We start from the raw sequence: 14820 nt of genomic DNA, 5'->3' as shown, positions 1-14820 counted from the left end.
ATTCCTATCATTTAAACCAGCCTTTGCTGCGGAACCAAGCATACATGCCGATTCCGATGACGAGCATAACCGTTATGACTGCATAGTATCCGCCGCTCCATTCCAGCTCCGGCATATTGCTAAAGTTCATGCCATAAATACCGGCTAAAAACGTCAAGGGCATAAAGATCGTCGTAATAACGGTCAATGTCTTCATAATCGCATTCATACGATGCGAATTAACGGAGATATAATTATCCCGCAGGTCAGCCGTCATTTCTCTGCTCGTATCCATCATCTCTGACAATTTAAGCAGATGATCATAAATATCATGATAAAATGCCAAATAAGGTCCCATTCCGTCAATACGGTCCGAATTCGTTAGGCGGTATAATAAATCTCTCATCGGAATAATCGTTTTACGCAAGCGCAGCAGCCGGGACCGAATATTGTAAATATCGGTCATCAGCGTTTGGCTTTGTCCTTCACCGTTTCCTATTTCCATATCGAGCAGCTGATCCTCTAGCTCATGCACCGCAGGGAAATATTGATCCACAAGCTTGTCCATCACGAGATACGCTGCATAGAGCTGTCCCTTATCGCCTATCTTCTTGCTGCTCATTAGCTTAATCCTTGCTTCTTCTATTTCAGGTGAAGGCTCGTAATGAAACGTCACGATAAAGCTTGGGCCAATGAACATATTGATTTCATTCACCGTCAAAGTCTTCCGTTCCACCTCATGCAGCACAAAAAAATGAACATCCTCGTAATGATCTATTTTGGGGCGTTGCAGCAAATGATAGCAATCCTCGATGGCTAAGGGATGAAAGTGAAAATAAGTATCCAACAGCCTGCACTCGTCTTCCTTCGGATTGTTAAAATCAACCCAATACCATTCCAGCTCGGTCGACTTTAAGTCTTCCATCGTTAGGTCAGTCAACCATTCCTTTTGTTTTGTATAACCTACAATCCGTATCAAAGGATAAGTCCTCCATTCTAAGTGTTGCTTAACCTGTAGCTTCGTCGAATGTTCAACTTAACCATTTTACACGATATCGCAGCTCCTGTAATAATCATATGCTATTTTTTGAGACATTGTTTTCATGCTTATGCTGTAAAGCTCCTGAAACTTGCGCATTGCTTCCAAATTTAAAGTTACTCTTCAGACTGTGTACGTGCCGCTTCGAGCACGGTCTCATATACTGCCTCGCCGATGCTGCAGCCAATTGTCGTCGCAGCTCCTGCATAGGCATGTACGGCATTCCAACTAGCTGCCTGACTAGCTCCGATCACGATCGCGTCAGTTGTCGTTCCAGTAGCGATTTCTCCTGTCGCCAACTCGACGATTCCCAGCTGCTGCAATGCGGCTGACTTTGCTTCGGTTGCGGTTATTACTGCGTTCACCATTGCTGCTTCCGTCATTTGCCCATCAATCAAAACAATCACATTAATCGTACCCGCCGAATAGGCCGAAAAGGTGCTGCGCGGCTTTCCAGCTCTAGCGGCATTTCGCGTGCCAACCGTTGTGCAGCATAACAGCTTGAAGCGATCGCCTTCAAGCTCTGCTACGGATGCATGCGTCAGCTTCGCTGCCGTGATTAAACCGACCGTACTCTCCGGATTGCAGCCCCAAGCTTGGCACTGCTTCACGATATCGCGAACAGGATCATCACATTGGTAGGTGAGCGGCACCTTCCAGTTTATAATTCGGTTTGCAGAAGAGAATCCTCCTGGATGGACCGCACTGCTCAAGGCATGGAGATGATCCTTGGAAGCTAACTCAATCCGATCCTCGAGCAGCTGCAATCTAACCCCTCTCCACAGCTTTGATTCATAGAGATTCCCATGACGGAATGGCTGTGCCATCACGTTCCCTCCTTCGGATGCCCAAGCAGCTCGTAGATAAGCGGTATATTAAGATAACGGCGAGCATGCTCAGCAAGACGATCAAATGCCGCTTCCCTTCTTTCATGAAAGCGTAAATCCGCAGGCAAGCTTAACAATCCTTTTGCTTCCCGTAAGCCATTCAACCATTGTCTGCGAAAATCATCGTTATGCAAGATGCCATGGATAAACGTTCCCCACTGCTTGCCATCGTTTGCGCTCGCGCCTTCGGCTGTATATCTAGAGGAAGCTTCTAAGTCAGAACACGAGGTTTGTTCCTTTATTTGAAAAGGACGTTGAATAGATTCCTCGCCCATGCGCCAAATAACCTCGCCCATATGGATCTCATAGCCTTCGACGCTAACGGGCGAAACTGTCTCGCTCAATTGACCAGTACCTGAAACTCGAACCGTTCTTTTTTCCGCCGTAAAACGCACCTCAAACGGAAACAAACCAAGTCCCTCCGTTTCCTCAACAGACGATTCTACATGCAGCGGATCATATAGCCGAGTGCCAAGCATTTCGTAACCGCCGCATATGCCTGCCACCGCTCCTCCCCCAGCAGCATGCTTTTGAACGAGATCAGCCAATCCCGTTTCTTTCAGCCAAACGAAGTCTTCGATCGTATTTTTACTGCCGGGAAGGATGACGGCGTCAGGGCTTCCCCATTGCCCTGCATGCTCAATGTATCGAAGATGAACATCCGTCTCAAAGCGCAGCGGGTCCATATCCGTGAAATTCGAAATGCGGGGTAATCGAATGACTGCGATATCCAGCTCGCGCTTCTGGTTCGAGGCCTCAATTTCCACTGCAGCATGCTGCTTGCTTAGTGATAAAGAATCCTCGTCCTCCAGTTCAAGACCCGGCATAAACGACAGCACGCCGATAACCGGCTTGCCTGTCCGCGCTTCCAGCCAATCCAGTCCAGGCTGAAGCAGGGAAACATCACCGCGAAATTTATTAATGATAAAGCCGCATATGCGGTCACGCTCCGATGGCTCTAGCAGTTCCAACGTACCGACTATAGAAGCAAAAACCCCGCCCCGATCGATATCAGCCGCGAGAATGACCGGAGCGTCTGCCCATGCTGCCATCCGCATGTTTACGATGTCACGGTCCTTTAAATTAATTTCAGCGGGACTGCCTGCTCCTTCCAGCACCACAATGTCGTTTGCCTCACGCAAACGCTGCAGAGCCTCCCTTACGATTCCGCCGGCTGTAGGCAAATAGTTCTCGCGGTATTCGACTGCATGATAATCACGCAGAGGTTTGCCATGCACCACAACCTGCGAGGACATTTCACCGGTCGGCTTCAGAAGGATCGGGTTCATATCAGTCGTCGCCAAAATTCCGCATGCATCCGCCTGCATGCCTTGCGCGCGCCCGATTTCTTTCCCGTCCCACGTAACGTAGGAGTTTAAAGACATATTTTGCGATTTGAATGGGGCTACACGCCAACCGTCCTTGGTAAACACACGGCATAACGCGGCCGTAATTAAGCTTTTGCCTACGTCAGACGCCGTGCCTTGAATCATGATCGTTCTGCCCAACGCCTTATTAGAAGCTTCCTGTTCATTTAATGTCATTAAACACCTCGGCTCCTGTACTTGCCCAAGCTATGCTTTAATGCCGCTAAGAGCTGTTCATTTTGCTTGCGAAGCTTGATGGCCACCCGAATATAAGTATGATCCAGTCCGGAAAATCTCGATGCATCACGTATAAGCACGCCTTGTTTGCCCATCTCAAGCTGCAGCATGCTTGCGCTTATTCCTGCATCCTTAGGAATTCGTACGAGCAAATAATTAGCCGCGCTCGGGTTCACCTCAAAGCCAATGGCCTGAAGCTCCCCGACTAGCCATGGTCTCTCCTTTTGAAGCCATGAAATCGTCCGGTCCGCATAATCCGATTCGTCCAGTACGGCTTCCCCTATTAGCTGCGCCAACGAATTCACGCTCCAAGGTACCTGTAGACGTCTTAATCCGCTTAACGTTCTCGGCATGCCGACAATATACCCAAGACGAATGCCAGGTATGGAATAAAACTTTGTCATCGAGCGAATGACAAACAGCCTTTCATGTCTCGTTGCCTCTTGAATAAGGCTGTAACGGGATTCTTCCGGCACAAAATCCATAAATGCTTCATCTACGACCACATACGCACCTTTTCTCAAAAGCGTGCGGATCAGCTCCGGTTCGACGAGCTGCCCGGTCGGATTGTTCGGAGAGCCCAGCATAAACAATGAACCCGTTGACGCGGCTCCGCATAAATGCTCTGAATCCAAATCCAATCCAAAATGATTGTCTTGGGTAAGTTTGATCTCATAAATGGCTCCGCCGATTTTGCGTATTGCATCGCCGTATTCATCGAAGCATGGAATAGCCAGCGTCGTTAATTTGGGCTGAAGCGCCCTTACAATTAAATCAATCAATTCAGCTGCGCCATTGCCGACAACGATAGATTGCTCATCGATATCGTGAAGCTCGGCTAGCTTTCGCCTTAGTCCGCGCACCGCGGGATCAGGATATTGCCCAATGAGCTCCGCATAGGAATGAAGCGCTTGCTTCACACTCAGCGGAGGTCCCAGCGGATTCATGTTCGAGCTAAAATCCACAAACTTATGAGCTGGTATATCAAAGGCTTCCTCTGCGGTCCGTAAATCACCACCATGACCGTATCTTTCTAACATCTTACCTTCCAGCTCCTTTTCTAATATGCATGCAGCCAAACAACAGCAGCAAACAGCAGCACTGCTTCAATGGCTTCGTTCATCGCTCCATATGTATCACCTGTTAGTCCGCCCAGCTTATGATTTAGCCAAGAAGCAAGCATACCGCCAACAACAAACACACAAAAAACAATAGCGAGCAGACATAGAACAATTTCATCTATGCTAATTCCAATCAATCGCAATATAAGCGCTGTACCGACAGCCGTTATAAGGAGCGCCGCAGCGGCTTGAGCACCTTTCACCTCATGAAATAGAATGGCTATTCCTTCGCCTTTTCGGGCGAACGGCCATCCGGCAATCGCTGTGCTCATCCATGCTCGGCTCCACATCGGGATAATCACAAACAGCGGCCCGTACAGCTTGAAATTCTCATGCTGCAAAAGCTCAGCCAGCAGCGAAGCTTTAAACAGCAGCAAAAATACAGCAGCAAGCACCCCCATTGCGCCCACCCTGCTGTCTTTCATGATTTCGAGCATTCGCTCACGGGAGCGATGACTGAGTACGCCATCTGCCGTATCCATCCAGCCGTCAAGATGCAGTCCGCCGCTTAGCGCCGTCCAGAAGATGAGTACCAGTACCGCGCTCGGCCAAGCAGGTACGAATAGAGCTAACAACCAAGTGATGGCATAGATGCAAGCGCCAATGATTGCTCCAGCCATCGGAAAATAAACGACGCTTCGCGACAAAACGGCAGCTTGAAAGGGAACCGTCACGGGAACTGGGAATCTTGTTAAAAACTGTAAAGCAGCAATTAGGGCTTGAATCTGCAGCTTTAATTCACGATGAACCAACCTGCAATCACCCCCGCAAATAAAATAAAGCTAACCCGGTACAATAAACGAACAGCCAGAACGATATCTTCAGCTACAAGCGGGCGTTTCGGCCAGCCCATGCGCGCCCGTTCGCTCGTCACGCCAAAATAGGTATTCATGCCGCCCAGCTCAATGCCGATCGCACCTGCGACCGCTGACTCTGGAATTCCGCTATTCGGACTTGGATGAAGATGAGCAAAGGCCCGTATGGAACGAATAGCATCCTTGGCACTCATTCTAAGGTCGAACAACGCAGAAATCGTAAGCATTACGCCTGTAATCCGTGCCGGGATATAATTGAAAACATCATCCGTGCGTGCGGAGAACCACCCAAAGTATTTATATTTTTCATTACGGTAGCCTACCATGGAATCCAGCGTATTTACAGCGCGGTATAGCATGGCTAGCGGAGCTCCTCCGATTAATGCAAATAACAATGGAGACACGAGCGCATCGACGGTATTCTCCGCGACAGTCTCGACTGCTGCCCGCGAAGCTTCCCGTTCGTCAAGGTCCGCGGTATCCCTCCCAACGATGTAACCGACATATTTCCGCGCCTCATCCAGTTTTCCTTGAACCAAAGGCTTATAAACCAGCATGGCTGCTTCCTTTAGTCCTTTAACCGCAATCGTCGTTGAAATAAACCAAGCGCTTACCGCATAGCCAAACCATGGATGCACGGCATTCGCTGCCCATACGAGCAGCCACATGAAACCAGAACTTATAATAAGTGTTAACAAGGTTAACACAATTCCCAGGCCTCTAACAACGGAAGGCCTCTCTTTCCAGCGCTCTGGCTGGAGATATCGTTCTAACCCGCGTATTAATCGCCCTATCCAAATGACTGGATGCGTCGGCCATTTCGGATCCCCCACAATCCAATCCAGCATCAGCGCGGCTCCTGCAAGAAGAAATAACTCCTTCAAGGAATAAAATATCATAACTGCTCCCACCTGAATGCATGAGCCTTCAGTTCTATCGGTATGCCTGCCGTCACAAGGAATACACGCTCACAGATCGCGGCGACCCTTTGATTAAGGCGGCCTGCTTCATCTCGAAAGAGCCTCCCGAGCGGGTATGCCGGAACAATTCCGTCCCCTACCTCATTGGTAACGATCAGCAAGGGATGAGTGAAGCTTTGAATTCCATCAAGCAGCTTCGAAATTTCGATCTCCAGACGGGAAGCATCTAATGCTTCATGCTCGATTCGCATTAGCCAATTCGTCAGCCACAAGGTTAAACAATCAAGCAAAACGACTGCCGGCTTTTTTCCGTCCGCAACGGCAGCATCCTGCGACAGCTCTTTATCTATTTGATGGAGCCATTCAGCCGCATCATAGGGCACCTCGAGCGTTTCCCAGCTATAGCCGGTATCCGTGCGATCTCTCTGATGAATAGTAATCCGCTCGCTCATCTCCTGATCGTAAGGCTGGCAGGTTGCGATATATATACCGCGAGCCGCCACCCTCATCGCATATTGCTCCGCGAAGCTGCTCTTGCCGCTGCGTGCCCCGCCGGTTACTAATACTGCCAACTTTCATCACCTAGCCCTTGGTTACGCCTGCGCTTTCAAAGGTCGCCATCTCCTGCATTAGAAGAAGCGCAGCGTCAATAAAATGAAAACCCAATACAGCACCCGTACCTTCACCAAGCCGCATCTCCAGCTGCATCATCGGAAGTAAACCAATCGATTCCAGCAGCTTCAAATGACCCTGCTCATGGGAAAGATGAGATGCCACCATATAGGGCAAAGACTGCTTTGCAATTCGTGACGCAACAAGCGCTGCCGCGGATGAAATATATCCGTCAATGACGACAAGGCAACCGTTAGCCGCCGCACCGATAATGACGCCCGCAAGTCCGGCGATCTCGGCACCGCCTACCCTAGCCAGCACATCGATAGGATCAGCATCTGCATCCAGCTCATTTACAGCAATCGCCCGCTTCACGACATCCACCTTATTTAACCAGCTCGCATCGTTAATCCCCGTACCACGCCCAACCGATTCTTCCGGTGATAACCCGGTTAAAACCGTTGTAAGAGCCGCGCTTGCTGTCGTATTGCCGATGCCCATTTCACCTGTAGCAAACAAGCGGAAACCGAGCTTAACCTTTTCGTTAACGATATCTACACCGACCATGATCGCTATAAGGGTTTCTTCCCTTGTCATCGCTGGCTGCTTTGCCATATTGGCGGTACCCCGCACAATCTTCCGACTAAGAAGCCGTTCATGCTCTAAATCGGCATTAACCCCAATATCGACGCATATTACTTCCGCTCCTGCTTGCCTTGCCAATACGTTGACAGCCGCTCCCCCATTCAAGAAGTTCATTACCATTTGCGGAGTCACTGCCTGAGGAAACGCGCTTACTCCTTCTTCGCAGACCCCATGATCGCCAGCCATAACTATGACTGCTTTACGCGATAAGTCCGGCCAGAGATGACCCGAAATTCCCGCAATTTGTGACGCAATCGCTTCGAGCTTTCCGAGACTGCCCGGCGGCTTCGTTAAGGAATCAGAGTGCTGCACTGCCTGGGCCGCGGCCTCTTCGTTGAAGGGTTTAATTTTCTTAATCGTTTCTAATAGCTGTATGTATAAATCTTCTGCCATTCCAATCACTCCTTCTCTAGCATGTTTATGATTCAGATTTTAAATTCGGCTGCAGCATAATTTGCGGCGCAGCGGTCACGGGATGGGAGATAACGGTAGTCTTCGTCTCATATACCCGCTCAATAAGCGAAGGTGTGAGCACCTCATGCGGCGTTCCTGCTGCGGCAACCTTCCCTTGATGCAGCACGACAAGTTCGTCGCAATAAAGCGCGGCCAGATTTAAATCATGGAGAACTGCAATAACCGTAAGATCTCGCGTCTGCTGCCAAGCCCGCACCGTGTCAAGCAACTGCACTTGAAAACCAATATCTAAATAGGTCGTCGGCTCATCCAGCAAAATAATAGACGGCTCCTGCGCCATTAGTTTCGCCAGAGCCACGCGCTGTCGTTCCCCTCCGCTAAGCTGATCCATCTTGCGCTGCTCCAATTCTTGCAGCCCCATCGCGGTAAGCGCCTCATTAATAATGGTATCCGAATCCTTTTCATCGCTGCCCAGCCAATTCTGAAACGGATACCTTCCCATACTGACAACCTCGCGTACCGTGAAGCCTACTGGAGGAAGACCGCTTTGCTGCAGGACAGCCATTTGCTTGGCAAGATGCTTTCGCGGATAGGAAGATAAGCTGCGTCCATCAAGGCGTATGTCACCGCTTTTCGGCCGCTCCACACCGGACAGAACCTGCAGCAGCGTTGATTTGCCGACGCCATTTGGACCAATTACGCCATACATTCGCCCTTTTTGAAAAAAACAGGATAATTCGTTAAGCACAACTCTTCCCTGAACGGTCTGGGTAATGCTGCGCGCCTCTATCATAACGTGCCTCCTTGCTTCATCTTCCGCCTATGCAGCAAATAAGCAAAGAACGGCGCTCCGATCAACGCGGTAACGACGCCTAGCGGAATTTCTTTTGGCGTCAATGCCATCCGTGCAAGCGTATCTGCCCAAAGGACAAATACACCGCCTCCGATCGCGGACAAAGGAGTAATTAAACGATAGTCCGGGCCCACCAGCAGACGAATCAGATGCGGGACAACTAAGCCGACGAAGCCAATTACGCCGGACACAGAAACAGCCGCCGCCGTAAGCAGCGTCGAGCTGATTAACACAACCAGCTTCGTTCGTTCAACGTTTATGCCTAGATGGGCCGCATGCCTCTCACCTAAAACAAATAAGTTAAGCGATTGGCCGTAGGCAAGCAGCAGAGGGAAGCCGAGCGCTAGAAACGGGATTAGCATATATACGTTTTCCCAGCTTCTCATGGCTAGCGATCCCATTAACCAAAATAAGATTTGATTGACTACACCCTCAGACATGGAAACCATAAAGGAAACAAAAGCGCCTAAAAAGGATTGAATGATGACCCCGGAAAGAATAAGCGTTTCAATATGCATAACCCCTTTATTACGTGACAGCCAAAAAACACCTAACAGCGTAACGGTACCTGTTCCGAAGGCTACAAGCGGAATCGTCCACATGCCGAGTACGGTTTGAAGTCCGAACAAAATGATGAATGCCGCACCTACCGAGCTGCCAGAGGCAACGCCAAGCGTATAAGGATCAGCTAATGGATTGCGCAGCACCCCTTGAAAACCTGTACCCGCAAGCGCAAGACAAGCGCCGACAAGCACGGCAAGCAGCACACGCGAGAGTCTTACCTGCGTGACAATAGCGATTTCCCCAGGTGAATAAGAAGTTTGGTTGTCCGAAAGCCAAGGCAGCTGGTGCAGCAAAATGCCCCATACATCGCGAACCGAGATCCCGGACGAACCAATAGTTAAACTAACAACGATAGAAACAGCAAGAAGGAGCATAGCTGCTCCTCCATACCAAGCTAATTTATAGGTCATAGGATTATTTTACGAGATCCGGATGAATCACTTTGGCAAGCTCGAGCAAACCATCTGCCAGTCGCGGACCTACGCGGACGAGCGGATTTTCGGTCACTGCAAACATTTGCTTGTTCTTCACCGCATCGATAACATCCCAGCCTGGGCGGCTCTCGATACCAACAACGATCGGATTCGGCTCCTCCTTCAAATCAGGGTAAATAATGAGTGCCGGGTTTTGTGTCACAACTTCTTCAGCGTTAACCTCGTACCAGCCAGAAGAACCTGCAGAGATGTTGTTACCTCCAGCCAAGCTCAGGAGCTCATCAAGGAAAGTGCCCGAGCCAACCGTCCAGCCCGGTGAAAATTCTAAATATACCTTCTTTTTCTCTACATCTTTTACAGCATCCGATACCTGCTGCTTTACATCGCGCATATGATCAGCGACGGCCTTAGCTTCGGATTGTTTATTCATAATATGACCTAAATTTTCGATTTTGGCAATAACTGCATCATAGGTAAGCGGGTCAGTCGCATACACCGCAATTTTCAGCTCGCGAAGCTTTGTAATTGCATCGGTATTCAGTGATGATGAAGCAAGCACGAGATCGGGATTCAAGGCTACGACAGCTTCTATATTGGTTGTCATATCGCCAACCTTCGGCTTCGAAGCAGCCTCTTCCGGATAATCGCTCCATTGATCGACACCTACGACTTGCTCTCCCGAGCCAATGGCATAAATCGTTTCCGTTTCGCTAGGTACAAGCGTAATGACTTTGGTTGGCTGTTTCTCAAAAGTAATTTCCGTTCCGGTATCATCTTTAATCGTCAAAGGATATACCGTCGTCGTTTCCTCTGCTGGCGTTGGTTCATCTGTCGCTGCCTGCTCCGAGTTGGCCGTCTGTTGGTTGTTCTGGTTTACTGCATTGTCAGCCCCGCATGCGCTCATAACGACAAGCATCATGGCGAGAAGCAAGCCAAGCAGTATTTTCATCATATTGCGGTTAATTCCATTCATCTTTCACTGCACCCCTATTCATTAATTTCGTATAAATAAAAAAAGCATCCCTGGCTAATGTGCCAGAAATGCTATCATACGCTTTTCCAAAAAACAGCTAAGCGATAAGCTTCTCCAACACTGTACCTAAGTCCACGTAGGTTTAAGTGTTTAATTAGACAGGCAGATTTTCTGACTTGGCTAGCACAGTACATCTATGTTACTGCTGCGCTGCCTTACAGTGGCGGGTCCGTGCCGGATTTAAACCGGGCTTCCCTTTTAAGCATCAATGAGTTCCAATAAGCTATCGCTTCCTTATCGGACAAACTCTTATCCGCACCTGTCTATAAACTATGAAATTATCCGTTGTTAATATACACTGTCCTTTTGATTTTGTCCAATACAATTGGCACTCCTAACCCTTACCTATTTCGTTCTGCTTCATACAATTACTGCATAGGTAACTTAAAAGTGCTTCATCCAATACAGTCGCACGAAGGAGGTTAAGCAACATGCTGCCGCATCATAAAGAACATTCATCACTATTCAAGTTCGTCTTTTTTTTCATAATCATTGCGCTGCTTGCCGGTATAGCATTTATTTGGCTTCGCCCGGGCGAAGAAGCGCCTCCGCCTGTTACTGAGCATGCTTTCGAAGAAGGAAATATCATTTGGACAATTGACGCATACCCGGCCAAAGCACTTCACCGCAACAGCTTTATAATCGATTTGACCGATCTGAATGGAAGCCCCGTTAAAGGCGCGTCCTTTCAAGTAAAGCTTGAAATGCTCGATATGGTTTGCGGCGATTATGAATTCAACATGGACGAATCTGCACCAGGAAAATACGAAGGTGATGGCGTTCCATTAATGGCAGGTACTTGGAAGGCTACCCTATCGCTTGAGATGTCTGATCATACCTATACCATCGTTAGGCTCCTGCGAGCAGTCCACTAGAACGCCTACCATAACCACGGGTTGACCGATGGAATCAAGCCATTGACGGCAAGACCGCGCAAAATTGAAATAACGCCGACCGCAATAGCTGTCACCAGGCTTGCTTTGCGCATAAACCTGCGCCATTTTTTGTTTGCGAAGGCTGCGACAGATGCAGCAAGCGCTAATGCGGGAAAAGTGGATAAGCCGAATAACGCCATGACAGCCGCACCTTCCAGACCGGAGCCGGTAGAGGCGGCTGTCATCTGCATCGCGTAAGTCAGTCCGCACGGAAGGAAGCCAAACGCGATTCCCGTCGCGAGCAAATGCAAGGTTTCTTGCTGCTCGGAACGTTTCGCGCCTCCAGCCAAACGTTGGTGAAGGAAGGATGATAAACGGTTCATCAGCGGCAGCTGGAATCTCCGCCACAGCCACAGCAGCAAGAAACAGCCGCCGATGATGGAAGCTAAGCCTTGTACGCCTGCAAATTTGCCAGCCACGTCAACAAAAGAGCCAACGGTGCCCATTACTGCTCCTAACGCGGCGTAGGATAAAATGCGTCCCATATTATACAGCAGCATGGATTTCCTCAACGTTGCCGCGGAATTCAGAGACACGGCTGATACGATTCCCCCGCACATCCCAATGCAATGCGGTGCGCTGAATAAGCCGGTCAAAATAATAAAGCCGATTTGCTGCCATGTAAGCGTCATAGGTTTGGCCCCGACTTACGCTTAAGCTGCCCGCTCAGCCGGAGCGCGTTCCCGACAACGGAAACGGAGCTAAGCGCCATTGCAGTGCCTGCCATCCATGGTTCAAGCAGGCCAAATGCCGCAAACGGTATGACAATTACGTTATATACAAATGCAAACGATAAGTTTTGCCTTACGTTACGAATCGTAAGCCGGCTAATTCTAACCGCTTCCGGTATCGCCTGAAGCCTTGAGAATAATAAGGTCATGTGCCCTGCGCTCAGCGCGGCGTCCGTCCCTTCTCCCATGGCAAGGCCGACATCCGCAGCCGCCAAGGCCGGAGCGTCATTCCAACCATCGCCTGCCATGGCAACGCGTCTGCCTTTTCGCTTCAGGCGCTCGACAAGCTCAAGCTTGCTTTCTGGCAGCATAGAAGCATGCACCTGCGCTATGCCTGCCGCTTTGGCGGCAGCGAGCGCCGGCGCCTCGTGATCGCCAGTGGCGAGAACAGAAGCAATGCCCAGCTGCTTTAATTGTTTAACCGTTTCTTTGGCATTTGCTTTAACTCTGTCACTGAATGCGACTGCGCCGACGCATATATCATCTAGCGCCAGATATAGAACTGTCTCCCCTAATTGTTCATGAAATTTGGCAAAAACGATGACTTCGCTGTTCAACGGCCACTTCCGTTCGCCAGCAAACTTAGCATTGCCAATCGAGAATTTCTGCTCTTCAACATCCGCTTCAACGCCTCCACCCGGCGTAAATACGTGGTTGCTGGAAGCCGGAATAACGAGTCCTAGCTTTGCGGCTTCAAGTCGAATAGCTACGGATAGAGGATGTGCCGATTCCGCTTCTGCGGCAGCTGCCTTTCTCAGCAGTGCTGCTCGGTTGCCTTTCACGGCCAATATTGCGCTCACCTGCGGCTTGCCTTCGGTTAGCGTCCCGGTTTTATCAAAAATAATCGTTTGGATGCTCGCCAAGCGTTCCAGAGCTCCCGCTTCCTTAGCGATTATACCTTGCTTTGCCAGTCTCCCGGATGCAATAACTAAAGAGATTGGAGCAGCCAAGCCTAGCGCGCAGGGACAAGCCGCAAGCAAGACGGCAATCCCGCATATGAACGCTTTGCTCCAGTCTCCCGGATCGAGAAATAACCCCCACATGATGACGGTCACCACGGCGAAAATCAGCATAACCGGAACGAACCAGCCTGCCGCCGCATCAACATTGCGCTGAATAGCCGACTTCGAGCGTTGGGCGAGGCGGACCAGCTCCTGAATACGGTTTAGCATCGTATCATGACCGGCAGCCTGCGTGCGGATCCGAAGCTGCGCTGTTTCATTTCGCGTTCCGGCCCAAACCTGGTCACCCTCACGTTTGGCAACTGGCAAACTCTCGCCTGTCAGCAATGACTCATTCGTGGCTGACTGCCCGGCGATTATCATTCCGTCTACCGGGATAATTTCACCAGCCAGCACGATAATGATGTCGTCTGCTCGAACGAATTCCGTCTGCAATCGTACAATTTCGCCTGCCCTCTCAACGACGGCCGTTTGGCTCTGAAGCTTGCTGTAACCGTCAGATCCGCTCTGGGCTTTTAGCGATGCCGAGGTTTCAATGTATTTGCCCAGCAGCACGGCAGTCATCACGACTGCCGATGTCTCAAAATATAAGGGAGGTGCATGGGCGGCTGTTTCGGCAACCGGTCGGAATAAGCCATTTTGAAAAACCACATAATGGCTGTATAAATAAGCTGCGGTCGTCCCGATTACGACCAACACATCCATATTCGCGCTTCGTTCCCGCAGAGCGTGATACGCGCCAAAATAAAACGGCATGCCAATCGCGAATTGTATGATCGTTGCAAGCGATAGCTGCAGCCAAGGAAGGCTCAGCCAACCCGGCAAATAGGCAAGTAAAGGCTGAAGCAGCGGAATATGCTGAAGCATGCTAATTAACAGCGGCAGCGTAAGAAGTGCGGATATGACAAGCCTTAGTCTGAGAACATCATGCTCCTTGCGCAAGCCTTTCTTTGCGGTTTCATTCAATAAAGCTATAAAACCCAATTGCTTTACCCGCTCAGCGATTTGTTTGGCTTCCACTCGTTCAGGCTTAAACTGCACCCACGCCGTTCGCAGCGGAAAGCTGACAGCAGCCATCTGAACGCCTTCCATTTTGCTGACTGCTTTCTCAATCCTTGCCGCACAGGCAGAGCAGCTCATGCCATGCACCGCGAAATCTATCGTCAGGCCTTTTTCCGATTCATTTTGATTGACCGTTTGCTCCAACTTGCGCACCTGCCTTCCATTCATCGCCCTTTACGCCTGTACCTCTGCGTTTAACTATATGACAGG

Annotated in this window: 14 protein-coding genes and 1 riboswitch; of the genes, 1 reads left to right on the top strand and 13 read right to left on the bottom strand. The window is 49.8% G+C overall.

Annotated elements, in window-relative coordinates; genetic code table 11:
- Positions 1-7: 7 nt before the first annotated feature.
- The 11 genes from corA to RCO25_RS12235 all read right to left on the bottom strand — a co-directional run bounded on the left by corA (position 8) and on the right by RCO25_RS12235 (position 10860).
- Positions 8-958 (bottom strand): magnesium/cobalt transporter CorA, encoded by a 951-nt coding sequence (gene corA, locus RCO25_RS12285; protein ID WP_308996440.1) that lies wholly within the window; start codon positions 956-958, stop codon positions 8-10.
- Between the two features lie 176 nt (positions 959-1134).
- Entirely contained in the window at positions 1135-1845 is a 711-nt protein-coding gene (locus RCO25_RS12280) for an adenosylcobinamide amidohydrolase (protein WP_308996439.1), read from the bottom strand.
- Entirely contained in the window at positions 1845-3449 is a 1605-nt protein-coding gene (locus RCO25_RS12275) for a cobyric acid synthase (RefSeq protein ID WP_308996438.1), read from the bottom strand. The genes RCO25_RS12280 and RCO25_RS12275 overlap by 1 nt, the downstream gene beginning before the upstream one ends.
- Positions 3449-4549 (bottom strand): threonine-phosphate decarboxylase CobD, encoded by a 1101-nt coding sequence (gene cobD / locus RCO25_RS12270; RefSeq protein ID WP_308996437.1) that lies wholly within the window; start codon positions 4547-4549, stop codon positions 3449-3451. Before cobD ends, RCO25_RS12275 begins: the two co-directional genes overlap by 1 nt.
- Positions 4550-4569: 20 nt before the next feature.
- Complete coding sequence (gene cobS, locus RCO25_RS12265; protein WP_308996436.1) at positions 4570-5382, bottom strand: adenosylcobinamide-GDP ribazoletransferase; 813 nt, start codon at positions 5380-5382, stop codon at positions 4570-4572.
- A complete protein-coding gene (gene cbiB, locus RCO25_RS12260; RefSeq protein WP_308996435.1) occupies positions 5364-6344 on the bottom strand; it encodes an adenosylcobinamide-phosphate synthase CbiB in 981 nt (326 codons plus the stop codon). Before cbiB ends, cobS begins: the two co-directional genes overlap by 19 nt.
- Positions 6341-6937, bottom strand: a complete 597-nt coding sequence (cobU, locus tag RCO25_RS12255; protein ID WP_308996434.1) for a bifunctional adenosylcobinamide kinase/adenosylcobinamide-phosphate guanylyltransferase — start codon at positions 6935-6937, stop codon at positions 6341-6343. The genes cbiB and cobU overlap by 4 nt, the downstream gene beginning before the upstream one ends.
- Positions 6938-6947: 10 nt before the next feature.
- The gene (cobT, locus tag RCO25_RS12250) at positions 6948-8015 is read right to left on the bottom strand and encodes a nicotinate-nucleotide--dimethylbenzimidazole phosphoribosyltransferase (protein WP_308996433.1); all 1068 of its coding nucleotides are present in this window, start codon (positions 8013-8015) and stop codon (positions 6948-6950) included.
- Positions 8016-8040: 25 nt separating this feature from the next.
- Positions 8041-8829, bottom strand: a complete 789-nt coding sequence (locus tag RCO25_RS12245; RefSeq protein WP_308996432.1) for a heme ABC transporter ATP-binding protein — start codon at positions 8827-8829, stop codon at positions 8041-8043.
- Positions 8826-9863 (bottom strand): FecCD family ABC transporter permease, encoded by a 1038-nt coding sequence (locus RCO25_RS12240; RefSeq protein WP_374992103.1) that lies wholly within the window; start codon positions 9861-9863, stop codon positions 8826-8828. The genes RCO25_RS12245 and RCO25_RS12240 overlap by 4 nt, the downstream gene beginning before the upstream one ends.
- A 4-nt stretch (positions 9864-9867) precedes the next feature.
- A complete protein-coding gene (locus RCO25_RS12235) occupies positions 9868-10860 on the bottom strand; it encodes an ABC transporter substrate-binding protein (RefSeq protein WP_308996430.1) in 993 nt (330 codons plus the stop codon).
- A gap of 144 nt (positions 10861-11004) precedes the next feature.
- Positions 11005-11162: riboswitch (cobalamin riboswitch) on the bottom strand.
- Positions 11163-11351: 189 nt separating this feature from the next.
- Here RCO25_RS12235 and RCO25_RS12230 point away from each other — a divergent pair.
- A complete protein-coding gene (locus tag RCO25_RS12230; RefSeq protein ID WP_308996429.1) occupies positions 11352-11795 on the top strand; it encodes a FixH family protein in 444 nt (147 codons plus the stop codon).
- A 5-nt stretch (positions 11796-11800) separates the two neighbouring features.
- Here RCO25_RS12230 and RCO25_RS12225 read toward each other — a convergent pair whose 3' ends face one another.
- Both RCO25_RS12225 and RCO25_RS12220 read right to left on the bottom strand, forming a co-directional pair.
- Complete coding sequence (locus RCO25_RS12225) at positions 11801-12487, bottom strand: sulfite exporter TauE/SafE family protein (protein ID WP_308996428.1); 687 nt, start codon at positions 12485-12487, stop codon at positions 11801-11803.
- On the bottom strand, positions 12484-14778 hold the full coding sequence (locus tag RCO25_RS12220) for a heavy metal translocating P-type ATPase (protein ID WP_308996427.1): 2295 nt from the start codon (positions 14776-14778) through the stop codon (positions 12484-12486). Before RCO25_RS12220 ends, RCO25_RS12225 begins: the two co-directional genes overlap by 4 nt.
- Between the last annotated feature and the right edge of the window lie 42 nt (positions 14779-14820).

This window comes from Paenibacillus sp. LHD-38 (assembly GCF_031157315.1).
Lineage (GTDB): Bacteria > Bacillota > Bacilli > Paenibacillales > Paenibacillaceae > Pristimantibacillus.
The sequence above is the reverse complement of the archived record's forward strand: the minus strand, read 5'-3'. Positions and strand labels throughout refer to the sequence as shown.

Excerpts from the sequence above, each read along its gene's own strand:
- RCO25_RS12280 (WP_308996439.1), bottom strand. The coding sequence starts at position 1,845 with ATGGCACAGCCATTCCGTCATGGGAATCTCTATGAATCAAAGCTGTGG.
- RCO25_RS12275 (WP_308996438.1), bottom strand. The coding sequence starts at position 3,449 with ATGACATTAAATGAACAGGAAGCTTCTAATAAGGCGTTGGGCAGAACG.
- cobD (WP_308996437.1), bottom strand. The coding sequence starts at position 4,549 with ATGTTAGAAAGATACGGTCATGGTGGTGATTTACGGACCGCAGAGGAA.
- cbiB (WP_308996435.1), bottom strand. The coding sequence starts at position 6,344 with ATGATATTTTATTCCTTGAAGGAGTTATTTCTTCTTGCAGGAGCCGCG.
- cobT (WP_308996433.1), bottom strand. The coding sequence starts at position 8,015 with ATGGCAGAAGATTTATACATACAGCTATTAGAAACGATTAAGAAAATT.
- RCO25_RS12245 (WP_308996432.1), bottom strand. The coding sequence starts at position 8,829 with ATGATAGAGGCGCGCAGCATTACCCAGACCGTTCAGGGAAGAGTTGTG.
- RCO25_RS12240 (WP_374992103.1), bottom strand. The coding sequence starts at position 9,863 with ATGACCTATAAATTAGCTTGGTATGGAGGAGCAGCTATGCTCCTTCTT.
- RCO25_RS12235 (WP_308996430.1), bottom strand. The coding sequence starts at position 10,860 with ATGAATGGAATTAACCGCAATATGATGAAAATACTGCTTGGCTTGCTT.
- RCO25_RS12230 (WP_308996429.1), top strand. The coding sequence starts at position 11,352 with ATGCTGCCGCATCATAAAGAACATTCATCACTATTCAAGTTCGTCTTT.
- RCO25_RS12225 (WP_308996428.1), bottom strand. The coding sequence starts at position 12,487 with ATGACGCTTACATGGCAGCAAATCGGCTTTATTATTTTGACCGGCTTA.
- RCO25_RS12220 (WP_308996427.1), bottom strand. The coding sequence starts at position 14,778 with ATGAATGGAAGGCAGGTGCGCAAGTTGGAGCAAACGGTCAATCAAAAT.